The organism is Halomonas ventosae (assembly GCF_004361885.1).
Taxonomy (GTDB): domain Bacteria; phylum Pseudomonadota; class Gammaproteobacteria; order Pseudomonadales; family Halomonadaceae; genus Halomonas; species Halomonas ventosae_C.
Genome location: NZ_SNWH01000004.1, coordinates 125,680 through 148,931, shown reverse-complemented (window position 1 = coordinate 148,931; position 23,252 = coordinate 125,680). Strand labels below are relative to the sequence as shown.

General features: G+C 67.4%; 23 protein-coding genes. 1 reads left to right on the top strand and 22 read right to left on the bottom strand.

Going from position 1 to position 23,252, the window contains the following annotated elements; all coding sequences use genetic code 11:
• Positions 1–15 precede the first annotated feature (15 nt).
• From DFO68_RS04965 to DFO68_RS04880, 18 genes are all read right to left on the bottom strand, one after another.
• Positions 16–2,241 (bottom strand): ATP-dependent helicase, encoded by a 2,226-nt coding sequence (locus tag DFO68_RS04965; protein WP_133482574.1) that lies wholly within the window; start codon positions 2,239–2,241, stop codon positions 16–18.
• A complete protein-coding gene (locus DFO68_RS04960; protein WP_133482573.1) occupies positions 2,238–2,810 on the bottom strand; it encodes a DUF1285 domain-containing protein in 573 nt (190 codons plus the stop codon). The genes DFO68_RS04965 and DFO68_RS04960 overlap by 4 nt, the downstream gene beginning before the upstream one ends.
• Before the next feature lie 46 nt (positions 2,811–2,856).
• Complete coding sequence (locus DFO68_RS04955) at positions 2,857–3,717, bottom strand: TatD family hydrolase (RefSeq protein ID WP_133482572.1); 861 nt, start codon at positions 3,715–3,717, stop codon at positions 2,857–2,859.
• A gap of 59 nt (positions 3,718–3,776) precedes the next feature.
• Complete coding sequence (locus tag DFO68_RS04950) at positions 3,777–4,112, bottom strand: PilZ domain-containing protein (RefSeq protein WP_133482571.1); 336 nt, start codon at positions 4,110–4,112, stop codon at positions 3,777–3,779.
• Positions 4,113–4,141: 29 nt separating this feature from the next.
• Entirely contained in the window at positions 4,142–5,137 is a 996-nt protein-coding gene (locus tag DFO68_RS04945) for a DNA polymerase III subunit delta' (RefSeq protein ID WP_133482570.1), read from the bottom strand.
• Positions 5,134–5,847 carry a dTMP kinase gene (gene tmk / locus DFO68_RS04940; RefSeq protein WP_133482569.1) on the bottom strand — a complete coding sequence of 238 codons (714 nt, stop codon included), beginning with the start codon at positions 5,845–5,847 and terminating at the stop codon, positions 5,134–5,136. The genes DFO68_RS04945 and tmk overlap by 4 nt, the downstream gene beginning before the upstream one ends.
• A 128-nt stretch (positions 5,848–5,975) precedes the next feature.
• Positions 5,976–6,980, bottom strand: coding sequence for an endolytic transglycosylase MltG (mltG, locus tag DFO68_RS04935; protein WP_133482568.1), 1,005 nt, complete (start codon positions 6,978–6,980; stop codon positions 5,976–5,978).
• A gap of 15 nt (positions 6,981–6,995) precedes the next feature.
• A complete protein-coding gene (pabC, locus tag DFO68_RS04930; RefSeq protein WP_133482567.1) occupies positions 6,996–7,808 on the bottom strand; it encodes an aminodeoxychorismate lyase in 813 nt (270 codons plus the stop codon).
• Positions 7,809–7,834: 26 nt separating this feature from the next.
• On the bottom strand, positions 7,835–9,073 hold the full coding sequence (fabF, locus tag DFO68_RS04925; protein WP_133482566.1) for a beta-ketoacyl-ACP synthase II: 1,239 nt from the start codon (positions 9,071–9,073) through the stop codon (positions 7,835–7,837).
• 314 nt (positions 9,074–9,387) lie between these two features.
• The gene (acpP, locus tag DFO68_RS04920) at positions 9,388–9,621 is read right to left on the bottom strand and encodes an acyl carrier protein (protein WP_083005609.1); all 234 of its coding nucleotides are present in this window, start codon (positions 9,619–9,621) and stop codon (positions 9,388–9,390) included.
• 132 nt (positions 9,622–9,753) lie between these two features.
• Complete coding sequence (gene fabG, locus DFO68_RS04915) at positions 9,754–10,497, bottom strand: 3-oxoacyl-ACP reductase FabG (RefSeq protein ID WP_133482565.1); 744 nt, start codon at positions 10,495–10,497, stop codon at positions 9,754–9,756.
• Between the two features lie 31 nt (positions 10,498–10,528).
• The gene (gene fabD, locus DFO68_RS04910; protein WP_133482564.1) at positions 10,529–11,500 is read right to left on the bottom strand and encodes an ACP S-malonyltransferase; all 972 of its coding nucleotides are present in this window, start codon (positions 11,498–11,500) and stop codon (positions 10,529–10,531) included.
• A 5-nt stretch (positions 11,501–11,505) separates the two neighbouring features.
• The gene (gene plsX / locus DFO68_RS04905; protein ID WP_133482563.1) at positions 11,506–12,627 is read right to left on the bottom strand and encodes a phosphate acyltransferase PlsX; all 1,122 of its coding nucleotides are present in this window, start codon (positions 12,625–12,627) and stop codon (positions 11,506–11,508) included.
• A 38-nt stretch (positions 12,628–12,665) separates the two neighbouring features.
• On the bottom strand, positions 12,666–12,836 hold the full coding sequence (gene rpmF, locus DFO68_RS04900) for a 50S ribosomal protein L32 (protein WP_133482562.1): 171 nt from the start codon (positions 12,834–12,836) through the stop codon (positions 12,666–12,668).
• Positions 12,837–12,870: 34 nt separating this feature from the next.
• Positions 12,871–13,398, bottom strand: coding sequence for a YceD family protein (locus tag DFO68_RS04895; protein ID WP_133482561.1), 528 nt, complete (start codon positions 13,396–13,398; stop codon positions 12,871–12,873).
• Positions 13,399–13,492: 94 nt separating this feature from the next.
• The gene (gene sppA, locus DFO68_RS04890) at positions 13,493–14,578 is read right to left on the bottom strand and encodes a signal peptide peptidase SppA (RefSeq protein WP_133482560.1); all 1,086 of its coding nucleotides are present in this window, start codon (positions 14,576–14,578) and stop codon (positions 13,493–13,495) included.
• Between the two features lie 22 nt (positions 14,579–14,600).
• Positions 14,601–15,251 (bottom strand): HAD-IA family hydrolase, encoded by a 651-nt coding sequence (locus DFO68_RS04885; protein ID WP_133482559.1) that lies wholly within the window; start codon positions 15,249–15,251, stop codon positions 14,601–14,603.
• Between the two features lie 11 nt (positions 15,252–15,262).
• Positions 15,263–16,210, bottom strand: a complete 948-nt coding sequence (locus tag DFO68_RS04880; RefSeq protein WP_133482558.1) for an RluA family pseudouridine synthase — start codon at positions 16,208–16,210, stop codon at positions 15,263–15,265.
• A gap of 560 nt (positions 16,211–16,770) precedes the next feature.
• On the opposite strand from DFO68_RS04880, the gene rne reads away from it, so the two are divergent.
• Positions 16,771–20,016 (top strand): ribonuclease E, encoded by a 3,246-nt coding sequence (gene rne, locus DFO68_RS04875; RefSeq protein WP_133482557.1) that lies wholly within the window; start codon positions 16,771–16,773, stop codon positions 20,014–20,016.
• Between the two features lie 88 nt (positions 20,017–20,104).
• Here rne and murB read toward each other — a convergent pair whose 3' ends face one another.
• The 4 genes from murB to lpxK all read right to left on the bottom strand — a co-directional run bounded on the left by murB (position 20,105) and on the right by lpxK (position 23,251).
• On the bottom strand, positions 20,105–21,121 hold the full coding sequence (gene murB, locus DFO68_RS04870) for a UDP-N-acetylmuramate dehydrogenase (protein ID WP_133482556.1): 1,017 nt from the start codon (positions 21,119–21,121) through the stop codon (positions 20,105–20,107).
• A 97-nt stretch (positions 21,122–21,218) separates the two neighbouring features.
• Positions 21,219–22,004 carry a 3-deoxy-manno-octulosonate cytidylyltransferase gene (gene kdsB / locus DFO68_RS04860; RefSeq protein ID WP_133482555.1) on the bottom strand — a complete coding sequence of 262 codons (786 nt, stop codon included), beginning with the start codon at positions 22,002–22,004 and terminating at the stop codon, positions 21,219–21,221.
• A 9-nt stretch (positions 22,005–22,013) separates the two neighbouring features.
• On the bottom strand, positions 22,014–22,223 hold the full coding sequence (locus DFO68_RS04855; protein WP_133482554.1) for a Trm112 family protein: 210 nt from the start codon (positions 22,221–22,223) through the stop codon (positions 22,014–22,016).
• Between the two features lie 20 nt (positions 22,224–22,243).
• Complete coding sequence (gene lpxK / locus DFO68_RS04850) at positions 22,244–23,251, bottom strand: tetraacyldisaccharide 4'-kinase (protein WP_133482553.1); 1,008 nt, start codon at positions 23,249–23,251, stop codon at positions 22,244–22,246.
• Position 23,252: the final 1 nt, after the last annotated feature.

Below are 23,252 nucleotides of genomic sequence, written 5' to 3'. Positions count from 1 at the left end.
ATATCAGCGGGTGGGTCATGCGTTGACTCCCTCAAGCAATTCGATGGGGGCCCGGCGGGCGATCAGGCGACGCCGCCCGGCATGGTGGAAGCGTACCTCGATCACCGGGTTGTCCGGGTCGCCCTCCACCACGCTGATCCGGCCCTCGCCGAACACCGCATGGCGCAGGGCCTGGCCGACGCGGAAACTGGTTGACGGCGTCTCCGCGACACCCGCTTTCGCGGCAGCAGGTTGTGCCGCCACCAGCGGCAGCGTGTGGCCCAGCGCGTCCAGGTAACGCTGTACCAGGCTGGGGTCGGACACCGCCAGAGGACGCTGCTCCTCTACCGCCTGGGCGCCGTCGAGCCGGTGAGCCACCTGCTGGCCATCCTCCCATGCGGACTCGCCGATGAAGCGGCTGGGGCGGTGGTCACCGCCGTCGTGAATCAGCACCAGGCGTTCGCGCGCGCGGGTGATAGCCACATAGAAGAGCCGTCGCTCCTCCTCCAGGCGCCCCGTCGTCAGGGGATTGTCGCGGGTATAGTGGGGAAAGTCCTCCTCGTTGACGCCGGCCACCAGCACCAGCGGCCACTCCAGCCCCTTGGCCCCGTGTACCGTGCTGATCAGCACCCCGTCGTCGCGGTTCTCCACCGGTCGCGAGAGCAGCTCGATGAAGGCCTCGGTGTCGTTGCCCAGTTCGCCGGCCTGTTCGACCAGCACGTCGAGCAGACGCACGTCCTCCTCGCCCTTGTCGCGCCGGGCGGCGGCACGCTTGAGCACCTTCTCGGCGTCAACCTCGGACACCACATGCTCGAGCAGACGCGCCGGCGGCCAGGCCGATAAACGCGGCAGCTCGCAAAGCAGTGCCCAGCGCTTCTTGAGGGTGCGCCGCTGGTGGGGCCTGAGCCCATCGAGCAGCGGATCGTGGCGCTCCGGCCAGCGTTGGGTCTCGGCCAGCCGGCCGGCCAGGACAAGCAGCCGCTCGCGGGCCACGAAGGGGGTGGGCTGTGCCAGCAGCATCGCCAGGTGGCCCGGGTTCTGGAGCCGATGGGGCTCGATGGCCAGACGCAGGTAGCCGGCCAACGCCTCGACCAGCGGCAGGCGAAAGACGAAGCGATCCTCGCGGGACAGGCGGAAGGGGATGCCCTCGCGCAGCAGCGCCAGCTGCAGCGGTACCGACAGCGCCCAGCTGCGCACCAGCAGGCAGGCCTCCTCCAGCCCGCGCCCGCCGCGCCGCCAGTCGGTGAGCTCGGCCAGCAGCCCCGGGCTGCCCTGCCCCACGGCCAGGCCAGTGGCGGGGTTGCCCGGCGCGGCCAGGCAGAGCTGGTCGGGCCGCCGCCGATTGGCGGCGATGGCATGATTGGCGGTCAGCGCCAGGGCGTGGCCGTGGCGGAAGGTGGTCGAGAGCGGATAGTCACGGGCCGCCCCGAAGGTGGCGGTGAAGGTCTCCAGCATGGTGTCGGGGTGGGCCCCCCGCCACTCGTAGATGCACTGGTTGGCATCGCCTACCGCCATGACCTCGGCCTGGTTGCCAACCAGCAGCGCCAGCAGCCGCTGCTGGGCGGTATTGACGTCCTGGTACTCGTCGATAACCACGTGGTCGAGAAACCCCTGGACCCGGCCTCGCAGGCCCTCATTCGCCTCCAGCGCCCGCAGAGGCCGATAAAGCAGGTCGGCAAAGGTCATCAGTCCCTGGTCAGCCAGCAGCCACTCGGCATGCTCGAAGGCGGCCACGAAGTGGTCCGTCTCCTCGCCAAAGTCGAGCTGGCGGTGCAGCTCGGCAGGCGAGGCCATCTCCGCCTTCACCAGGCCGCAGAAGTGGGCCAGCGCCTCGAGGCGCTCGGCCTCCAGGGCCGTCTCGCGCGCCTCGGGGGCCTCGCTCAGGGCGGCCAGGGTAGCCTGGCGCAGCAATCGCTCAAGTTGCCAGTCGGCGGTGAGCAGCTGACGCGGCGCGAGCGCCCCCCAGCGGGCCAGGCTACCGGTCAGCCGGTGACCAAGGGAGTGGAAGGTGCGCACGTCGGGCAGCGCCTGGCCAGGGGGGGCCATCTGCGCCAGACGAGCCTGGAAGTCCTCCCGGGCCGAGCGGTTGAACATCAGCACTAGAATCCGCTCCGGGGGCACCCCCTGCGCGAGCAGGTGCAGCACCCGGGCAACCATGGTCGTGGTCTTGCCGGCACCGGCCACCGCCGTCACCCGGGCATGGCCATGTTCGTGGGTGACCACGGCGCGCTGCTCGGGGGTCAGCTCGCGGATCAGTGTCATGTCGACTCGCTGTCACGCCGCGCCTCGGCGTCCAGCCTCCCCAGGGGCTGCCAGCTGCCCTGGCTGGTCAGGCCCAGCTCGAGGCTGCCGTCACCGAGCTCCCGCGTTTCGGCCTGCTCTACGAGACGATAGTAGACGTTGCGGCCCAGCCGGGCGTTGAGGCCGAAACGCACCGCCACCTCCGGTACCGTCTCGCCGGACGGGGTTTCGCTGAGTTCCAGCCGACGCTCCTCGCCAAGTGCCAGGCGATCGCCGACGTTGGTGGTCAACCACCAGGTGCCGTCCTGCTCGTGCTCGGCATCCACTACCAGGAAGGGTCGATCCTCGACTCGGATCCGCTGCCACTCGGCCGGTGTCACCAGCAGGTAGCTCCCGTCGGGCTCGCGGCGCAGGATGGTCGAAAGCAGGCGCACCAGCCGCGGTCGGGCGATGGGCGTGCCTTCATGAATCCAGCGACCATCGGCAGCAATGGTGAGGTCCATCTCACCTCCATGTTCGGGATGCCAGCGATCGACGGGGGGAATTTCGCCGTCGGGATCGATCTGGGCCAGCAATGGATCGAGTTGCATGGTGCGCCCTCCCCCGGGCCATGAATGACAAGGTGATGACGATAGCCTAGACCAGTCCGGCGGAGCGCAGCGCCTCGCGCACTTCGGCGGGCGCGTCGGGGGCCGCGGCACGAAACAGCCGGTAGAAGTTGGCCGTGGTCTGGGCCGCGACTTCCTCGAGACTGATGCCGCGCTCGGCGGCGATACATTCGGCGACCTCGACTACCCAGGCCGGCTCGTTGGGCTTGCCACGATGCGGAACCGGCGCCAGATAGGGGCTGTCGGTCTCGATCAGCAGCCGGTCCAGCGGCAACCGCCGAGCCAGCTCGCGCAGCGATTGGGCATTGCGGAAGGTCACGATGCCGGACAGCGAGATATACAAGCCATGGCGCACCGCCTCGCGGGCCATGTCCAGGTCCCCGGTGAAGCAGTGCAGCACCCCGCCCACCGCCGGGTCACTATGTTCGCGGATCAGCGCCAGAGTGTCCTCGCGGGCCTCGCGGGTGTGGATGACCACCGGCAGCCCGAGCTCGCGGGCGGCGATCAGCTGGCGGCGGAACCGCTCACGCTGCACCTCCCGGGAGGGTGGCGTCTCGGCTGCCTTGTCGAGGTGGTGGTTGTCGAGGTGGTGGTAGTCCAGACCGCACTCGCCGATGGCCACGGCAGCGACGCGTTCGGCCGCCTCCTTGATCGCTGCAACGCTCGGCTCCTCGGCGAGGCGGTGCAGCGGATGGATGCCGGCGGAGATCACCACGTCGTCATGGGTCCGCGCAAGCTCGACCAGGGCGGGCAGATCCTCCAGGGTCACGGCGATGGCCAGGAACTGGCGCACGTTGCGGGCGCGAGCGGCATCGAGGACGGCGGCCAGGTCCCCGCCGTGGGTTGCCGGATCGAGGCGGTCGAGATGGCAGTGGGAATCGACAAACATGGGGCACCGGTTGTCAGGTGTGAGGGAAGGGGTGAGATGAGTCATCAGGGCCTTGCTGCTTAGAGCGTATAGGTCGGGACACCCTTGTCGAGGTGGCCGGCCAGCAGGGTCTCGATGCGATCCCGCACGGCCTGGTCCTCGGCACTGAAATGGATACCGATGCCCGGGATGCGACGCCCGGCCACCCCCTCGGGCGAGACCCAGACCACCTGGCCGGTGACCGGGACGCGATCGACGTCCCTCGGCAGCATCAGCAGCACAAAGACCTCCTGCCCCAATTCATAGCGCTCGCGAGTGGGCACGAAAATGCCGCCACGCTCCAGCACTGGCATATAGGCCGAGAGCAGGGTCGGAACATCGTGGATCGTCAGCGAGAGCGCTTTTTGTGGGGCCATGGAGACGCCTCAGTCAAGGGCACAAGAGGTCAAGAGCGCAGCAGCGTGGACCAGCGAACCAGCCAAGCCTCGAGGGCCAGCTGGGGGTTGGGGTTGCCTCCCTCGGCCAACAGCCGGCGCTGCTCTCGGGCGAAGTCCAGCAGACGGAACCAGTCACGTACTCGAGCATTCTTGACCGCCTGGCGATAGAGCGCCAACAAGTCGGTGTTGCGTAGCTCGCGAGTGTCGCCCGACAGCCCCAGGCGAATCAGATCCTCAAGCCAGGCGATACCGTACCACAGGATGGCATCGAGGGACTGGCGTTCCAGGCGAGCCGCCTCGGCCACCGGTTCGGCACCCCTGACCAGCGCCTCGAAGGTCTCCAGCAATTGCTGGCGCAGTGCCCGGGACTGCGGCTCGGCGAGCTCCAGGGCCCGTAGCGGCAGCCCCCCCGCAACCCGGAACCAAAAGCGTGCATCCTGCTCATCGCCGAGGCGTTCGGCCAGCCAATCGCGGCAGTCGGCTTCGGCCGGCACCGCCAGGTTCCAGTGTTGGCAGCGCGAACGAATGGTGGGCAGCAGTCGCGAGGGGATGTCAGCGAGCAGCACGAACAGCGTTCGCTCGCCGGGCTCCTCCAGGCTCTTGAGCAGCGCATTGGACGCCGCTACGTTCATGGCCTCGGCCGGCGAGATCACGATGACGCGAAAGCCCCCCTGCTGGGCGGTCTTGGCGACGAAGGCATTGACCTCGCGGATCGGGCCGATGCGGATCTGCCGCTTGCCCTCCTCCGGGGCCACGCGCAGGAGATCCGGGTGATAGCCCGAGGCCAGCATGTGGCACGCATGGCAGCGGCCGCAGGCGTGCTCTCCCGGCGAGGCACAGAGGGTGCGTGCCACCAGCGCCTCGGCCAGGGAGTGCTTGCCGAGGCCATGGGCAGCGGAGATCAGCAGCGCGTGGGGCAGACGCCCGGCATCGGCCAGGCGCACCAGTTCCTGCCACCGCGCCTGCAGCCAGGGCAAGGGACGAGGGACCTCGGCCTCGCTCATGACCAGGCCTCCAGCCGCTCGTCCAGCCGTGCCAGCAGTTCGGCCTGGACCTCGGCCAGGCCGGCCCCGGCATCGATCACCACCATGCGGCCGGGTGCCGCCTCGGCACGCGCGAGGTAGGCCTGGCGCACCGCCTCGAAGAAGCTGACGCGCTCCCGCTCGAAGCGGTCGCGCTCGCCGCCCTGCCCCTGCAGTCGCCCATCGAGCCGCTGCTGGGCCAGGCCCACGGGCATGTCCAGCAGCAGCGTCAGGTCGGGCGTGAAACCCTGCTGGACGAAGTGCTCGAGCTCGGCGATGCGGGAGGCCGCGATGCCGCGCCCGCCTCCCTGATAGGCATAGGTGGCATCGGTGAAGCGGTCGCAGACCACCCAGGCACCGCGCTCGAGCGCCGGGCGGATCACCCGGGCCAGGTGCTGGGCCCGGGCGGCGAACACCAGTAGCAGTTCAGCATCCGGGTCGAGGGGCTCCTCGCCGGCGGGGTCAAGCAGCAGGCGGCGCATCACCTCGGCCCGCGGTGTGCCACCGGGCTCGCGGGTGGCCACCACCTCGTGGCCACGGGACCGCAGATGGTCGACCACCAGCGCCAGGTTGGTGGACTTGCCCACTCCTTCCCCGCCTTCCAGGGTAATGAAGCGCCCCTTTCCTTGATTGCCTTGATTGCCCTGGCGCTCGAGACTTTCCCGGCAACCGGCCCCGGGGTGTCGGACCATCGAGGAGGCGCTGTGAATACCTTGGTGTACGCTACCGACGCCATTCCTGGCGTAGGATATCCTCCGCGGCCTGTCCCCGGCGTCTCTCGCAGGCCAATCCGGGTCGTTATGGCACATGCCTGCTCCCGTCAGCGATGGCGGATATAGCGGTTCACCGCGTTGTTGTGCTCGCGCAGGGTGCGCGAGAAATGATGGGTACCGTCGCCCTTGGCGACGAAGTAGAGCGTCTCGCCCGCCTGGGGATGTACCGCCGCTTCCAGCGCGGCCCGACCGGGCAGGGCGATCGGCGTGGGCGGCAGGCCCTCGATCACGTAGGTGTTATAGGGCGTGGGCTCGCGCAGGTCGGCGCGGGTGATGTTGCCCGCATAGCGCTCGGCCATGCCGTAGATCACGGCGGGGTCGGTCTGCAGCCGCATGCCTCGCTCCAGTCGGCGAATAAAGACGCCGGCGATCGCGGGGCGCTCCTCGGCAACGCCGGTCTCGCGCTCGATCAGCGAAGCCAGGATCAGCGCCTCGTAGGGGCTCTCCAGGGGCAGGTCGTCATCACGCCCGGCCCAGACCTCATCGAGGGTGGCCTCCATGCGCTCCAGGGCCTGGCGCAGGATCTCCAGATCACTAAGCCCCTTGTGGTACTGGTAGGTATCCGGGAAGAACCAGCCTTCGGGGTGACGCCCGTCACGGTCAAGATGCGCCATCACTTCCGCGTCGCTAAGGCCACGGGTGTGGTGTACCAGCTTCGGCGCGGCATCGAGCAGCTCGCGCATCTGGCTGAACGTCCAGCCTTCGGGGACGGTCAACGAGTAGCTCACCAGCTGGTTGCTGCCCAGCAGGGCGAGCAGCTCGCGCCCGCTCATGCCGGGTATCAGGCGATACTCACCGGGGCGCAGACGTGGCAAGGCCTCGGGGTCCAGGCGGGCGAGCAGCCGGAAGGCCCAGGCATCGGCGAGAATCCCGCGCGCAGCCAGTTCGCTCACTACGCGGTGGTAGCCGGCACCGGCCGGCACCTCGTAGAGGGCCGGCTCCTGGAGGGCGATAGGGGCTACCAGGCGCGATTGCCAGTAGCGATACCCGGCGAACGCCGCCAGGGCCGCCAGGAGGGCCAGAACCAGCAGAATCTTCAACACACGCCCCATGCGGGTCGTCCTCGTTCAGTCGTCCAGTCGTGTCGGATAGCCCAGTAGGTCATGGGCTATCGCCTGCAGGCGGCGATGCTCCGTGCCGATGGTCCAATGGTGCAGGGGCTCTCCGTCGGGGCTGTCCAGCCGGGCCACCGGCCAGACCCCCTGCACCGAGTTGCCCAGCCAGACCGCCTCGGCACTTGCCAGCACATCGGGATCGGCATCGACCTCGGCGATGGGCAGGCACTCGAGCAGCACTGAGCGCAGCGTGCCGGCCACCCCACAGCGGTCAAGGCGTGGGGTCTCGAGCCGCCCCTCGCGCTGCCAGAAGAGGTTCATGCAGCTCGCCTCCACCAGCCGGCCGTCGCTGTCGCAGAGCAGCCCCTCGGCGGTGTCGGCATCCGACCATTCGCCCCGCGCCAGCACGTTCTCCAGGCGATTGAGGTGCTTGAGCCCGGCGAGCACTGGCTGTAACCCCAGCCGCAGGCGACAGTAACGGACGCGCACGCCCGCCTGCCAACGGGCGGCGTCTGGGGTGAAGGGCGATAGTTGCCAGCGCAACCGTGGCGTGGGCGAGGCGGGAGGGGCATAGCCGCGCCCACCACTACCACGGGTCAGGATCAGCTTGAGCACCGCGAGCTCCTGGCCAGCCTGGGTCAGCGGATGCTCCAGGGCGCTGCGAGGCGGCAAGGGGAAATCCAGCACCTTACAGCCTCGGGCCAGGCGTGCCAGGTGGGCCTCCCACAGCTGCGGAGTCCCCTCACGCACCAGCACGGTCTCAAACAGACCATCCCCATAGGCAACGCCACGCTCATCCAGCGGCCAGCCCGCTGCAGAGGCCATGGTATGTACCTGTCGCGCGTCGGACTTCACACCCTAGCGAAGACCAGGGTGCCGTTAGTGCCGCCGAAACCGAAGGAGTTCGACAGGCTGACGTCGATCCGCATCTCGCGCGCGACATGCGGCACGTAATCGAGGTTGCAGCCTTGCTGAGGGTTGTCCAGGTTGATGGTCGGTGGAGCCACCTGGTCGCGGATGGCCAGCACACTGAAGATCGCCTCCACGGCGCCGGCAGCCCCCAACAGGTGTCCGATCATCGACTTGGTGGAACTGACGGCCACCGACTTGGCGGCTTCCCCCAGCACCTGCTCGACGGCCCGGCTTTCGGCCAGGTCGCCATGGGCGGTCGAGGTACCGTGGGCATTGATGTAGTCGACAGCCGAGGGAGCGATGCCGGCATCGCGGATGGCATTGCGCATGGAACGGGCAGCACCGTGGCCATCTTCCGGTGGCGCGGTCATGTGGTAGGCATCATCGCTCATTCCGAAACCGGTGAGCTCGGCATAGAGGGTCGCCCCGCGGGCCTTGGCCTGCTCGTACTCCTCGAGCACCACCACGCCGGCGCCATCGGAGAGCACGAAGCCATCGCGGTCACGGTCCCAGGGGCGACTTGCCGCGGTGGGGTTGTCGTTGCGGGTAGAGAGCGCCCGCGCCGCCGAGAAGCCGCCCAGCCCCAGCGGCGTGGTCGCCATCTCGGCGCCGCCGCAGACCATCACATCGGCATCGCCATAGGCGATGGTTCGGGCACTGTAGCCGATGTTGTGGGTGCCGGTGGTGCAGGCCGTACTGATGGCGATGTTAGGACCGCGAAAGCCGTGCTGGATCGCCAGGTTGCCGGAGATCATGTTGATGATCGACCCCGGAACGAAGAATGGCGAGATTCGCCTGGCCCCACCCTTGAGCAACGCATGGTGGTTGTGTTCGATCATCGGCAGGCCGCCGATTCCCGAGCCGATGGCCACGCCGATACGATCGGCATTGCCCTCGTGACACTCGATTCCGGCATCCTCAATGGCCTGGGCACCGGCGGCCATCCCATACTGGATGAAGAGGTCCATCTTGCGGGCCTCCTTGGGATTGAGGTACGGGCTGATGTCGAAGTTCTTCACCGATCCGCCGAAGCGCGTGTTAAAGCCACTGACATCGAAGTGTTCGATGGGTGCGACACCGCTCTTGCCGGCCAGGATGCTGGCCCAGCTCTCCCTTACGGTGTTTCCCACCGGCGTGACCAGGCCAAGCCCGGTCACCACAACCCTTCTACGCGCCATCAGCCTTCCTCCCGACAACCTTGGTGACATGACCCCGCCGCGGGGCCATCGTTGCGCACATTATACCCGAGTCTCCATGAGCTCGGCGGACACGGCAAGTCCCTGTTGTTGCAGGTTCCTGTCATGCCAACTGGCTGTCACCCATAGTGCATACCCATAGTTCATAACCATAAGTTCACACCCATAGTACAAGAGCCGCCCTACCATGGCAGGGCGGCTCTCTCCGTGGGCCCATCATTGACCCAGGATGCCTCAGTAACAGAATGCCTCAGCAAGCGGTATCGACCGTCACCTTGCTGGTGTGCTGGTGGGCATTACTGATGGGTGTTGACGTAATCGATGGCTTCCTGAACGGTCGTGATCTTTTCGGCTTCTTCGTCGGGAATTTCGGTGTCGAACTCCTCTTCAAGCGCCATCACCAGCTCGACGGTATCCAGGGAATCGGCGCCGAGATCCTCGGTGAAGGAAGAGGAGTTCTGGATGTCTTCTTCCTTGACGTTCAGACGCTCGGCCACAACCTTCTTCACGCGCTCTTCGATGGTGCTCATTATGACGTACTCCAGTCGTTCACATTGGCCGTTCGTGGAATCAGCCGTTAAAGATCCAGATCCGTTAGCCGGAAGCTGCGGGGTAGTTTATAGACGCCCCCAGGTCGGCGCAACAGCCAGCCTGTTGAGGCTTCAACGCATGTTCATGCCACCGTTGACATGCAGGGTCTCACCGGAGATATAGCCTGCCATGTCACCGGTCAAAAAGCCCACCGCCGCAGCGATCTCCTCGGGCTTACCGAGTCGCGCCAGCGGAATCTGGCCGAGCAGCGCCTTGTGCTGCTGCTCCGGCAAGGATTCAGTCATGTCGGTGGCAATCAAGCCAGGCGCCACCGCATTAACAGTGATGGCACGCGAGCCTACCTCACGCGCCAGGGCCCGTGTAAAGCCTTCCATGCCCGCCTTGGCGGCAGCATAGTTGGTCTGCCCAATGTTGCCCATGGTAGCCACCACCGAACTGATCGAGACGATGCGGCCGAAGCGCGCCCGGGTCATGCCACGCAGACAGGCCTTGCTGACGCGATAGACCGACTTGAGGTTGGTGTCGATCACCGCGTCCCACTCATCTTCCTTCATGCGCATTAGCAGATTATCGCGCGAGATGCCGGCATTGTTGACCAGGATGGTGGGGGCACCGAAAGCCTCGCTGACCGCCTTGACCAGTGCATTGACGCTGGCCGGGTCAGTGACGTCCAGCTGGCGGCCGGCGCCCTCTATTCCCGCTCGTGTCAGCTCCTTGCCGATGCGCTCGGCACCGGCATCGGTGGTGGCGGTGCCGATCACGATACGCCCCTGGCGGCCTAGTTCGTGGGCGATGGCGCGACCAATGCCGCGACTGGCCCCGGTGATCAGGGCGACTCTACGCTCGGTTGTCATGGTCTCTATCCGTTCACATCCGGGAGTTGGATCAGCCATTGGCCGTCGGCGACTGGCCGGCGACGTCCCTGGCCAGTTCGAGGGCCGCGGAGAGGCTGTCTGGATCATTGACCGCCAGCCCCTTGCTGCTTCGGGCGATACGTTTGTTGAGCCCGGTGAGCACCTTGCCCGGACCGCACTCGATGAACACCTCGGCCCCCTTGGCGGTCATCGCCTCGATGCAAGCAGTCCAGCGCACCGGCTGGTAGAGCTGCTCAATCAGCCGAGTGCGCAGGGTCGCCACGTCGGCATGCGCCTGGGCATCGACGTTCTGGAAGACCGTGTAGCGCGGTGGGCGCAGTTCGACATCCTCCATGGCCGATGCCAGGCGCTCGGCCGCAGGACGCATCAGCTCGCAATGCGACGGTACCGAGACCGGCAATGGCATCGCACGCCTGGCCCCGGCTTCCTGGCAGGCAACAATAGCCCGTTCCACGGCGGCCTTGCGACCGGCGATCACCACCTGCCCCGGGGCATTGTAGTTGACGGCGGCGACCACGTCGCCGTCAGCAGCCCGTCCGCAGGCCTGCTCTACCGCCTGCTCATCGAGGCCGAGAATCGCCGCCATGGCCCCTTCCCCGGCGGGGACGGCGGCCTGCATCGCCTCGCCGCGCAGCTTCACCAGCCGCACGCCCTGGGCGAAGGGCAGTGCCCCGGCACACACTAGGGCGCTGTACTCGCCCAGGCTGTGGCCGGCCATGGCCCCGGGACGCGGCCCTTCGAGCTCCTGCCACACGCGCCACACCGCTACGCTGGCGGTGAGCAGTGCCGGCTGGGTGCAGGCGGTATCATTGAGCGCCTCGGCAGGCCCTTCCTGCACCACCTGCCAGAGGTCATAGCCCAGGGCCTCGGCCGCTTCCTCGAAGGTCGTGCGCACCACACTGTAGCGCTCAGCCAGCTCACGCAGCATGCCGATCTGCTGAGAGCCCTGCCCGGGGAAGATAAGGGCAAGGGATTGGGTCATGTCGATCACCTTTGCGCTTGTTGACTGTTGTCGATACCGGGAGCCCCCGGCATGATCGGCCCGCTGGACCTGGATCCACTCTCGGCTTGGCCGCGAACGGTCGAGTCGACAGGGGACCGAGCATGGTCAAGTTCCGCAGCCAGCCGGCTCGGTAGATCATGCTTGACCTCATTCACCGCGCGTTGCACTGCATGTTGAAATCCCGTGGCGTCAGCGCTGCCGTGGCTCTTGATGACGATCCCCGCCAGCCCCAGCAGGCTGGCACCGTTGTAACGCACGGGATCAAGCTCACCCTTGAGGCGCCGTAGCGCCGGACGCGCCAGCAGCCCCACCAGCCGGCTGCTCCAGTGGGCGTCGAAGGTCGCCTGGACACGCTCGACCAACAACCTCGCCATGCCCTCGCTGGCCTTGAGCACGGCATTGCCGACGAAACCGTCGCAGACCACCACGTCGGCGTCACCACTGAAGATCCCGTCGCCCTCCACATACCCCAGATAGGCAATAGGGAGATACCGGCGCAGCCAGGCATCGGCATCGCGAACGCTGGTCGTGCCCTTGGTACCCTCGACACCGACATTGAGCAGCGCCACCCGCGGCGCCACGAGAGCATCCACATGGCGCGCCATCACCTCGCCCATCAGAGCGAAATCGACCAGCCGCGCGGCACTGGCCTCCACGTTGGCGCCCAGATCGAGCAGATAGCAGCGACCCAGGTTACGGGTGGGAATGGCGGTACTGATGGCCGGCCGGGGAATCCCCGCCACCGTGCCCAAGGCACGCCGCGCGAGCGCCATCAGTGCCCCGGTGTTGCCGGCGCTGACCCCCGCCGTGGCCTCATCGCTGGCCACGCAGTCGAGCATCCGCGCCATACTGGTATCGCTTCCGTGACGCAGCACCTCGCTGGGTCGTTGCCATTGCTGGACGACTGTCGGTGCATTCAAGACTCGCAGACGCGCCGCTGCCGCGGCAAGCTGCCGCGGCAGACGGGCTATCTCGTCCGCCAGCAGGCCGGCGGGACCGAACAGGCAGAGCTCGAGATCGGGGTTGGCATGAGCGACGGCGGCGGCACCCATGACAGCAGGGCGGGGACCGAGATCTCCGCCCATCGCATCGATGGCGATCCGCACGTTAAGGTCCGGTCAACACCCTGCGGATTGGCGTCGCGTCAAACGTCAACGACCTTGCGGCCACGGTAATACCCATCCGGCGCCACATGGTGGCGCAGGTGGGTGGTACCGGTCTCCTTGTCCTGGGACAGGGCCGCTGAGCTGAGGGCGTCGTGGCTACGACGCATGCCGCGCTTGGAACGGGTCTTGCGGTTCTGTTGAACTGCCATGGGTTGTCACTCCAGAGTAAAAAACAAGGATGTATCAGAGCTTTCCCTTGATCTGCCGCAGCACATCGAAAGGGCTCACCGGGGAGTCGATCGAGGCATCGCTCGCCTCCCCACTGTGCAGCTGGTCGCGCGAGACCGGACACTCGGCCTCGTCGTGGTAAACCACCTGGGGGAGGCTGAGGATGAGTTCATCCTCGAGCACAGCCAGCAGGTTTAGCTGTTCGTTTTCCACCAGCACCGGCTCGTGAGTGCCAGGCAGCTCAGCGGCCAAGGCGTCGCTGGTGACCATGCCCAGCCGGAAGTCGCTGTCGATTCGCTGCGCCACGGGTTCGAGGCAGCGTCGGCACGACAGCTGAAGCTCGGCCTCGAGGTGGCCGCAAATCTCCCGGCACCCCTGAGCATCGATGCCGAAATCCAACCATACCCGGGCATCGCCAGACTGGGCACCGGCTTGCTCGGCCAGCCGCGCCATGTCGGCGAGCGCCACCAGGCCTTCCAGGTGTTCGGCACGGGCCACGAGCTTGTAGGGCTCGACCCTGCCAGGGAGTCTTGAGGTCAACATAGGCGCGCAATGATAGGCACTCCCCCCACCTCTGTCAAAAGGCCGGAGGTCGCTCGATGGCAGTGCTCGCCAGCCTGCTCGGCACGGGGCGCTCTCAAGGCAGCTGGTAGCGCAGCGGCGAGTCGGCGTGCGACACCCCCAACCACTCCGCGGCGACCCGACCGAACTGACGAGAGATCCGTTCGAAGGGGTCGAGGCTCGGCGTATAGTCGCGTAGACGCGCCTCGCCGAGCCGGGCTCGCGCCACACCGTCGAGGCTGTCGAGCCGATCCACCAGACCCAACGCCAGGGCCTGCTCGCCGCTCCAGATGAGCCCGCTGAAGAGGCGCTCGTCATCAACCAGACGATCGCCGCGTCCCTGGCGCACGTCGTCGATGAATTGCTGGTGGGTGGTGACCAGCACCTTCTGCCAGAAATCGCGCTGTGCCGGGGTGATCTCCGAGAAGGGATCAAGAAATGCCTTGTTCTCGCCGGCGGTAAACAGCCGCCGCTCGATACCCAGACGATTAATGGCCTCCTGCAAGCCGAAACCGGCGTGAATGACGCCGATCGAGCCGACCAGGCTGGCCGGGGCGGCGATAATCTCGTCGGCCGCGGCAGCCACATAGTAGGCGCCACTGGCGCCGATATCCTCGATCACCGCCAGCACTGGCTTGTCGCCGGATTCGCGCAACCGCATTATCGCCGCGAAGATACGCTGCGACTGTACAGGGCTGCCACCGGGGCTGTTGATATGCAGCACCACCGCCTTAGTTTCCTTCGCCTGCCAGGCCCGCTCCAGCCCCTCGATGACGCGTTCGGCGCTGGCCGGCGAGTCGCTGTCGATCACCCCCTTGACCTCCACCACCCCAAGGTGCGGCTGATCCAGCCCGTTGCCTCCCGAGGCACCCAGAACTGCATAGGCGCTTAGCGCGAGCAAGGCCAGGATCAGCAGCACAAAGAAGAAGCGAAAGAACAGCTTCCAGCGCCTCGAGCGGCGCTGCTCCACCAGCACGCCGTCGATCCAGCGTCCCATCATCTCCAGCTGGGCCAGGCGCTGACGCTCGCGCAGCGTCTCGGCATCCTCGGCAGGAGGCGGGGCGGCATCGGCCCGCTGCGCCTCGCGCTCACGGCGCGCCTGCTCCGGGGTCAACTCGGGGCCACTCGTCCAGCGGTCGTCACGCTTGTCATCGTCGCTCATGCTTGTCCTGTCCCTTGGTCAGCTAGTCGTGCAGCCAGTCGAAGAGCTCGGGTACCGCTTCGGCGGTGAAGGTCGGCCGACTGGCGGCGAGGCGCTCCGGCGAATGCACCCCCCAGCTCACCGCCACCCGATCCATGCCCAACGCCCGGGCCATCTCGAGATCGTATTCGGTATCACCGATCATCACCGCCTCATCCCTCTGGACATCGAGCTCGACGAGAAGCTCTTCGAGCATCCGCGGGTGGGGCTTTGAGCGCGTCTCGTCGGCCGTTCGGCTGGCATGGAACCAGCCGCGACTGCCGCTCTCGCAAAAGACGCGATCCAGACCGCGGCGGCTCTTGCCAGTGGCCACGGCCAGGCGCTGCTCCGCCCTGTTCCGCAGTCGCGCCAGCCCGGCCTCGACCCCGGGATAGAAGCGCATTGAGCCAGTATCGCCCTTGACAAAATGGTAGGCATAGCGCGACTTGAGCAGTTCGGCACGCTCGGCGTCGATGCCGGGACAGAGGGTGGCAATGGCCTCGGGCAATCCCAGGCCGATGATATTGCGAACCGCCTCGGCATCGAGTTCGCCCCAGCCGGATTCCCGGGAGGCCACCTGCATGCTGGCGACGATCCGGGCGATGGAGTCCATCAAGGTGCCATCCCAGTCGAAGATGGCCAAGCGGTAGCGCATGAAGCCTCCTGTCAGCGAGATTGGCGAGCCCGGCAAAGCACCGCCTCGAGGTCGTCGGGCAGCGGGGCCTTGATCTGCACGGGGCGGCCACTGGTAGGTTCAGGAAAGGTCAGGGCCGCGGCATGCAGGAAGAGCCGCGACAGCCCCAGCGTGGCGGAGAGACGCTGGCTTTCGCGGCTGCCGTACTTGTCATCGCCGAGCAACGGATGGCCGGCATGGGCCGCATGCACGCGTATCTGGTGGGTGCGCCCGGTAACCGGCTCCGCCTCGACCAGGGTGAGCCTCTCGAAGGCCTCGCGGACCGCGAAGCGGGTCCGGGCCACCTTGCCCCCCGCCTCGACCCGCACCCGTCGCTCACCGTTGGGAAGCTCGAAGCGCTCGAGCCGAGCACTGACGAAGTCGCGGCGCGCCGACCAGTGTCCAGCCACCAGCGCCAGGTACTGCTTATCCATCCGGCGCTCCTTGAGCGAGGCATTGAGGGCCAGCAGCGCCGGGCGCGACTTAGCCAGCAGCAGGCAGCCAGAGGTGTCGCGATCCAGGCGGTGGACCAGTTCCAGGAAATCGAGATCTTCACGCACCTGGCGCAGAGCCTCGATCAGGCCGATCTTCACCCCGCTTCCCCCATGCACGGCCAGCCCCGAGGGCTTATTGATCACCAGCCAGTCGCGGCCTTCCAGCAGCACGCTGCCGGCGAGCAAGTTACGCAGGTTGTCGCTCACCTCGCGGACCGCCTCGCGGGGAGTCAGGCGCAGCGGCGGGATGCGGACGAGATCGCCCAGCGCCAGGCGCGTATCGGCCTTGACCCGTTTCTTGTTCACCCGCACTTCGCCCTTGCGCACGATGCGATAGACCAGAGCCCGGGGCGCCCCTTTCATGCGCGTCAACAGGAAGTTGTCGACCCGCTGGCCGACCTGGCCCTCGGTCACCTCCACCCACTGCACGTCGCGCCCTTCGGCCATGCCGCCACTCCACTGGAAAACTGCTCGAAAGACGCATTCTATCGCAGTACGGGCTATCCTGCGCCAATTGCTGGACACCCGCTTTACTGGTATATTGCCGGCTCGCTTCAACGGGCTGTCAAGACCCCCAGAGCGCCTGCACGACAGACACGCAGGCCGCAGCGAAAAGATCAGGCCGCGATGATCCTCGCCAATCCGAGGTCCCGCCGCCGACAAGCAAGCGATACAACGCCACGCCCCGCTTCGGTCACGCTCCCTGCACGACCGGAGTTCACGGGATACGTACAACAACGTGCCGGAGGCCGGCGTTGGCGAATCGATGAATGCCAGGTGTTGGCGGTGACCGCAGGGCCGGATGGGCGATGCCCCACCGAGACATGTCCTGCCTCCGCCGTGTACTCAACATGATCACGCCGTGTCGGAGCCATCGTGCAAGGATGCCCCGGGGCGGCCGGGCGCACTACCGCATCCACGACATGCACTGAGCACAGGCACGCAGCAACCAGCGGTTCGCCTCCGTCGTAGACCGCCGTCCGGCGCGTCCCTACTTGCGAGACGACATGAAACGGATGCTCATCAATGCGACCCAGCCCGAAGAGCTGCGCGTCGCACTGGTCGATGGACAACGCCTCTACGACCTGGATATCGAGTCCGGTGCCCGCGAACAAAAGAAAGCCAACATCTACCGCGGCAAGATTACCCGGGTAGAACCCTCCCTCGAAGCCGCCTTCGTCGACTTCGGTGCCGACCGCCACGGCTTCCTGCCCCTCAAGGAAGTGTCCCGTGACTACTTCGTGAAGGAGCCTTCCGGCCGCCCCAGCATCAAGGAGGTGCTCAAGGAGGGTCAGGAAGTCATCGTCCAGGTGGACAAGGAGGAGCGCGGCAACAAGGGCGCCGCCCTGACCACCTTCATCAGCCTCGCCGGACGCTTTCTGGTGCTGATGCCCAACAACCCCCGAGCCGGCGGCATCTCGCGGCGCATCGAGGGCGAGGAGCGCAGCCAGCTCAAGGAGGCCATGAACCAGCTCACCGTCCCCGACAACATGGGCCTAATCGTGCGCACGGCTGGTATCGGCCGCTCCCCCGAGGAGCTGCAGTGGGATCTGGACTACCTGGTGCATGTCTGGGAGTCGATCACCGAAGAGGCTGGCAAGCACCCGGCGCCCTTCCTGATCTATCGCGAATCCAACGTCATCATCCGCGCCATGCGCGACTACCTGCGCCAGGACATCGGCGAGGTGCTGATCGACAGCGAACAGGTCCACCAGGAGGCGCTGGCCTTCATCCGCCAGGTGATGCCCTCCTACCAACAGAAGATCAAGCTCTACGTCGACGAAGTCCCGCTCTTCTCGCGTTTCCAGATCGAGTCGCAGATCGAAACCGCCTACGAGCGTGAGGTCAAGCTGCCGTTAGGCGGCTCCATCGTCATCGACCATACCGAGGCGCTGGTTTCCATCGACATCAACTCGGCGCGCGCCACTCGCGGCAGCGACATCGAGGAGACGGCGCTGCAGACTAACCTTGAGGCGGCCGACGAGATCGCCCGCCAGCTGCGCCTGCGCGACATCGGCGGCCTGGTGGTGATCGACTTCATCGACATGAGCCCGGCGCGCAATCAGCGCGAGGTCGAGAACCGCATGCGCGACGCCCTCAAGCTCGACCGCGCCCGGGTGCAGATCGGGCGCATCTCGCGCTTCGGCCTGATGGAGATGTCCCGCCAGCGCCTGCGCCCTTCGCTGGGCGAGACCAGCGGCGTGGTCTGCCCGCGCTGCGACGGCCAGGGCACCATCCGCGACGTGCGTTCCATCTCGCTCTCCATCATGCGCCTCATTGAGGAAGAGGCGATGAAGGAGCACAGCGCCCAGATCCGCGCCATCCTGCCGGTGCCAGTGGCCACCTACCTGCTCAACGAGAAGCGCGCCGTGCTGGCCGAGATCGAGCGACGCCAGGGCGTACGCGTGGTAATGCTGCCCAACCCGGAGATGGACACGCCCCACTACGACGTCCAACGCCTGCGCGACGACCATGTCGACGAGGAGGGCACCGCTACCCTCTCCAGCTTCGAACTCTCCACCGATACCGAGGTCGGCAAGGAACCCGAGGCCGCCTTCGGCAAGCCGGTCCAGCGTGCCGAGGCGGCGGTGAAGACGGTGATCCATCACGAGCCGGCGCCGGACTCTCTCCAGCAGGAGGAAAAAGCGCCTGCGGCGGTCGTGACGCCGCCCCGGACCGACGCCAGGGCAGCGCCGACGCCTCCCCTCCCCGGGCCTCAGGCCGGCGTGCTGGGCCGGCTGGTCAAAGGACTGGCCAAGCTGCTCGGCAGCGATGAAGCCCCTGCCACCACTACCGGGCAGAAGCCATCCGCCCGCTCAGGCGAGTCGCATGGCGACCAGCGTGGCCGCAAGCCCGCCCGAGGCAACGATGAGCGCGGCGGTCGCGATGGCCGCCAGCGCAGCGATGAACGTCGCAGTGCCTCCCGCCAGGAAGACGAGCGCAACGACAGCAAGCCCGCCGGCACCGAGGGCCGCGGCAGCCGCCGCGGGCGAGGACGCGGCTCCCGCTCCGACGAGAGCCGCCAGACGCGCCCACAACAGACGCCGATATCACATGACGACAAGGCCCGTGACGACAAGCCTCGCGATGAAAAGGGCCGCGATGAAAGGGGCCGCGATGAAAGGGGCCGCGAGCAGAAGCCCCGCGACGACGCCCGCCGCCAAAAAGGCAGCGACAAGCCCGCCGAGAAGCCGGTCGAGAAGCGTGCCGAGACGCCGACAACCGCCGAAGCGCCGGTGGATGATGGCAAGCCCAAGCGCACGCGCAACAACCCGCGCCAACGTAGCCGCAAGCATGCCATCAATCCCCAGGCCGAAGCCGAACAGCAGCGCCTGCAGGCCGAGGCCGCCAAGGCGCAATCCCAGCCCAGCGAAGTGACCGCCGATGCCAAGTCGGCCAAGGCCGAGCCGGAAGGGGCCAAGCAGCCAGGCGATCAGGCGACCCAGGCCAAGCAGGAAGCAAAAGGCGAGGCCAAGCCGACATCGTCGAAGAGCGAGCAGAAGCCAACCGAGCAGCCTGCCGAGGCGAAGGCCGAATCAGCGCCAGCCAAGCAACCAAACCGTCAAGCAGCCAAAGCCGACGCCAAGCCGGAGCCAGCGAAGGCGGAGCACAAGCCCGCCGAAGTAAAAGCCGAGCCTAAATCAGAGGCCAAGCCGGAGGCAGCAAAGACTCAGCAGAAGCCGGTCGAGACACCTTCCGAGGGTAGCGAAGAAAACGCCAAGGCCAGGTCCGAGATGCCCGAAGCCGAGCAGAAGCCAACCGAGCAGCCTGTCGAGCCGAAGGCAGCGCCCGAGGCTCCCACTCAACCAGACGAACAGGAGGCCAAGCCGTTAGATAAGCCCGCCGAAGCGAAGGCCAACACCGCGTCAGCCAAGCAGCCAAGCGGCCAGCCGGCTGCCAAGGCCGAACCCCAGGCGGAGCAGCAGCCCGCGCAAGCCAAGGCCGAGCACAAGTCGACCGAGGCCCAGCCGGATGTACCCAAGGCCGAGCGCAAGCCGGCCAAGCCCGAGGCCGAGCCCCAGCCGGACGCAGCGACGGTGCAGCAAAAAGCGCCCGAAACACCTGCCAAGGCCGAGGCAGCGAAATCCGAGCACACGTCTCCCGAACCGGAAGCCGAAGCCGAGCCGGAAGCGAAGGCCGAGGAGCAGGCGGCAGAGAGCCGCGCAAGCCGCCGTCGCCGCGCTCACAACGACCCGCGGGAGATCCGCCGTCGCGAGCAGGAGGCCAAGGCCCAGGAGGGCAAGCAGGGCTGAGGCTCCGCTTCACTCCGGCACGACTGACAGCGCCCACCGCCATGGCGGTGGGCGCTGTCGTATCGAGGACGGAAAGACGCGGGCAGGGTCAGGCCGGCACGGCCAGGCGCGGCTCGCGCTCCAGGGACACGCCGAAGCGCTCGCGCACGGCATCGGCCACCTGCGCGGCGAAGTCGAGCAGTTCCACCGCATTGCCTCCACCGAAATGCACCAGCACCAGCGCCTGGCGCTCATGCACGCCGAAATGGCCCCGGCGCCAGCCCTTGAGGCCGCAATGGTCGATCAGCCAGCCGGCCGCCAGCTTCACGCGACCCTCGGGCTGGGGGAAGTGCGGCATCGTCGGATACTCGTCCAGCAGCCGCCCGGCCACGTCGGCCGATACCACGGGATTCTTGAAGAAGCTTCCGGCATTGCCCAGCACGGCCGGGTCGGGCAGCTTCTCGCGGCGGATCGCGCAGACCGCCTCGGCCACCTCCAGGGCCGTGGGCTCGGCACCGAGCCGGCCCACCAGGTCAGCGTAGCCGAGACGGGGTCTCGGCACGCACGACAGGCGCAGCACTAGCCGACTAATCACCACGCGCCCCTCGAGGGAACCCTTGAAGACGCTGTCGCGATAGCCGAAGGCACACGCCGCCGGCGAGAGTACCTCCTCGCAGCCCGTGTCAAGATGGATCAGATGCACCGACTCGACGATGTCACTGAGTTCCACGCCGTAGGCGCCGATGTTCTGGATCGGCGCGGCCCCGCAGTAGCCGGGAATCAGTGCCAGGTTCTCGGTGCCCCACAGGCCCCGGGCGGCCAGCCGCATCACCAGCTCATGCCACACCACCGCGGCCTCGGCATGGACCAGGACCTCCCTGCCTCGCGCTTCCAGCCACCACGCCTGCATGGCGGGTCGGATCACCAGGCCCGGTAGCCATGGCGGCAGGATCAGGTTGCTGCCGCCGCCCAGCAGGGTCAGCGGCATCCCCTCGCGCTGGACCAGGTCGAGCGCCACGCGAAGCTCATCAACGCCGAGCGGCTCAAAGAAGCGCTCGGCCCGGCAGGGCAGGCCCAGGGTATTGGCCCGGGAGAGGTCGTGGTGGGCCCGGAGCGTCAGGCTCAAGGCCGTCGCTCCCGGCGCACCTCGAGTAGACGATGGAACACGCCCTCGGCGGTGGGCGAGCGACAGAGCTGGCCGAGAGAGACGCAAAGCACGCGCATCAGTGACCTTCCGGCGGCGGCATCAGCTTGCGGACCCGTGCCAGGTCCTCGGCGGTATCCACGCCCGCCGGATGCGGCACTCGAGCCAGCGCTACCTGTATGGCATGGCCATGGTGCAGGGCACGCAGCTGCTCGAGCTGCTCCAGGCGCTCCAGCGGCGAGGGGGGCCAGTCGCGATATTCGGCGAGAAAGCTCGCCCGATAGGCGTAGAGGCCGATGTGGCGCAGCCAGGCATCGGTCTCCAGCAGTTTGGGGCGATGTACCAAGGCCTCCCTGTCCCAGGCCTCTCTATTCCAGGGAACAGGCGCCCGCGAGAAGTAGAGGGCGCGACCGGAAAGCGCACGCACCACCTTGACCGCATGGGGATTGAAGAGTGTCTCGATGTCACGGATCGGTTCGGCCAGGGTGGCGATGGAGGCGTCGGGATCGGCGAAGAGCCGCGCCGCCACCTGGTCGATGAGCCGCGGGGGGATCAGCGGCTCGTCGCCCTGGACATTGACCAGCACGGCATCGTCCGCCAGCGCCAGCCGCTCGGCCACCTCGGCGAGCCGGTCGGTACCCGAGGGATGATCGGCGGCGGTCAGCAGCACCTCGGCGCCACAGGGCGCCAGCGCCTCGGCGACGCGCCGGTCGTCGGTAGCGACCAGCACCCGGGCGGCAGCGCTCTCCCGTGCCCGCCGCCAGACGTGGGCCACCATCGGCTCGCCGGCGATCTCGGCCAGCGGCTTGCCGGGCAGCCGCGAAGAGGCGAAGCGTGCCGGAATGACAACGATGAACTCCTGCATGGGACCTCCTCAGGAGTCGCCGACGCGACCGGGCGAGGCATGCAGCTTCTCGTCGACGTCCATGACCCGGGCCTCCTCGGGCAGCATCACCGGGATGCCGTCGCGAATCGGGTAGGCGAGGCCATCGTAGCGACACGCCAGCTCAGCGGCCTCGCGGTGGTACTTCAGCTTACCCTTGCACAGCGGGCAGATCAGCATCGCCAGCAGTTCCTTATCCATGACTCCCCCTCGGATGGGTTTCATTGGGTTGAGAGTGACACTAGCCGCGCCTGCAGCCAGTCGATGAAGGCGGCGTCGGGGCGAGCCGCCACCTCGAGGACCCAGCTGTCGACGGGTGCCAGCTCGCGACACTTGACCGCGTCCTTGGCCGTCATCACTACCGGGCGACCGTCGGCGAAGGCCAGGTCGGCCGCCGTGAAGCGATGGTGATCGGCGAACGCGTGAGGAATCGATTCCACCCCCAGCGCCTCCAGGGTAGCGAAGAAGCGCGCCGGGTGACCGATTCCGGCGACGGCATGCACCGGCCCGGCGAAGGGTTGCGGCGAGGGCGGCACTCGCGCACCGTCGGCGAGACGACGCCAGGCCGACGGTTCCAGCAGCATGCCATACGCCCCGCTCGGCGCCTCGAAGGCCATCTCGCCGTTGATCACCACGGCGTCCACCTTCTCGAGGCGTGCCAGCGGCTCGCGCAGCGGCCCCGCCGGCAGGCAGTGCCCGTTGCCGACGCCACGCCGGCCATCCACGACCACCAGTTCCAGATCACGCCCTAGCGCCAGGTGCTGCAGGCCATCGTCGCCGATCAGGATATCGCACCCGGCCGCCAGCAGTCGCCTTGCGCCCCGGGGGCGGTCGGGGTCGACCACCACCGGCAAGCCCGTCTGGTCGGCCAGCATGCGCGGCTCGTCGCCGCAGGCTGCCACCGGTGTCTCGGCGTCAAGCAGCAGCGGGTAGCGCTCACTGCGCCCGCCATAGCCCCGCGAAAGAATACCCGGCGACCAGCCCCGCTCGACAAGAAAGCGTGCCAACCAGGCGACCAGCGGCGACTTGCCGGTGCCACCCAGGGTGATGTTGCCCACCACGATGACCGGCACCGGGGCCTGCCAGACGCACCGCCTGCCCGCGGCAAAGGCCGCGGCGCGACGCCGCACGGCTAGGCGATAGAGAGCCTCGAGCGGTCGCAGGGCCACCAGCCAGCTATCGCCACGATAGGCGGCGGCCAGCCAGCAATCGCCGAAACGGCCCGCCATG

Excerpts from the sequence above, each read along its gene's own strand:
- DFO68_RS04965 (WP_133482574.1), bottom strand. The coding sequence starts at position 2,241 with ATGACACTGATCCGCGAGCTGACCCCCGAGCAGCGCGCCGTGGTCACC.
- DFO68_RS04960 (WP_133482573.1), bottom strand. The coding sequence starts at position 2,810 with ATGCAACTCGATCCATTGCTGGCCCAGATCGATCCCGACGGCGAAATT.
- DFO68_RS04955 (WP_133482572.1), bottom strand. The coding sequence starts at position 3,717 with ATGTTTGTCGATTCCCACTGCCATCTCGACCGCCTCGATCCGGCAACC.
- DFO68_RS04950 (WP_133482571.1), bottom strand. The coding sequence starts at position 4,112 with ATGGCCCCACAAAAAGCGCTCTCGCTGACGATCCACGATGTTCCGACC.
- DFO68_RS04945 (WP_133482570.1), bottom strand. The coding sequence starts at position 5,137 with ATGAGCGAGGCCGAGGTCCCTCGTCCCTTGCCCTGGCTGCAGGCGCGG.
- tmk (WP_133482569.1), bottom strand. The coding sequence starts at position 5,847 with ATGGTCCGACACCCCGGGGCCGGTTGCCGGGAAAGTCTCGAGCGCCAG.
- mltG (WP_133482568.1), bottom strand. The coding sequence starts at position 6,980 with ATGGGGCGTGTGTTGAAGATTCTGCTGGTTCTGGCCCTCCTGGCGGCC.
- pabC (WP_133482567.1), bottom strand. The coding sequence starts at position 7,808 with ATGGCCTCTGCAGCGGGCTGGCCGCTGGATGAGCGTGGCGTTGCCTAT.
- fabF (WP_133482566.1), bottom strand. The coding sequence starts at position 9,073 with ATGGCGCGTAGAAGGGTTGTGGTGACCGGGCTTGGCCTGGTCACGCCG.
- acpP (WP_083005609.1), bottom strand. The coding sequence starts at position 9,621 with ATGAGCACCATCGAAGAGCGCGTGAAGAAGGTTGTGGCCGAGCGTCTG.
- fabG (WP_133482565.1), bottom strand. The coding sequence starts at position 10,497 with ATGACAACCGAGCGTAGAGTCGCCCTGATCACCGGGGCCAGTCGCGGC.
- fabD (WP_133482564.1), bottom strand. The coding sequence starts at position 11,500 with ATGACCCAATCCCTTGCCCTTATCTTCCCCGGGCAGGGCTCTCAGCAG.
- rpmF (WP_133482562.1), bottom strand. The coding sequence starts at position 12,836 with ATGGCAGTTCAACAGAACCGCAAGACCCGTTCCAAGCGCGGCATGCGT.
- DFO68_RS04895 (WP_133482561.1), bottom strand. The coding sequence starts at position 13,398 with ATGTTGACCTCAAGACTCCCTGGCAGGGTCGAGCCCTACAAGCTCGTG.
- sppA (WP_133482560.1), bottom strand. The coding sequence starts at position 14,578 with ATGAGCGACGATGACAAGCGTGACGACCGCTGGACGAGTGGCCCCGAG.
- DFO68_RS04885 (WP_133482559.1), bottom strand. The coding sequence starts at position 15,251 with ATGCGCTACCGCTTGGCCATCTTCGACTGGGATGGCACCTTGATGGAC.
- DFO68_RS04880 (WP_133482558.1), bottom strand. The coding sequence starts at position 16,210 with ATGGCCGAAGGGCGCGACGTGCAGTGGGTGGAGGTGACCGAGGGCCAG.
- rne (WP_133482557.1), top strand. The coding sequence starts at position 16,771 with ATGAAACGGATGCTCATCAATGCGACCCAGCCCGAAGAGCTGCGCGTC.
- kdsB (WP_133482555.1), bottom strand. The coding sequence starts at position 22,004 with ATGCAGGAGTTCATCGTTGTCATTCCGGCACGCTTCGCCTCTTCGCGG.
- DFO68_RS04855 (WP_133482554.1), bottom strand. The coding sequence starts at position 22,223 with ATGGATAAGGAACTGCTGGCGATGCTGATCTGCCCGCTGTGCAAGGGT.
- lpxK (WP_133482553.1), bottom strand. The coding sequence starts at position 23,251 with ATGGCGGGCCGTTTCGGCGATTGCTGGCTGGCCGCCGCCTATCGTGGC.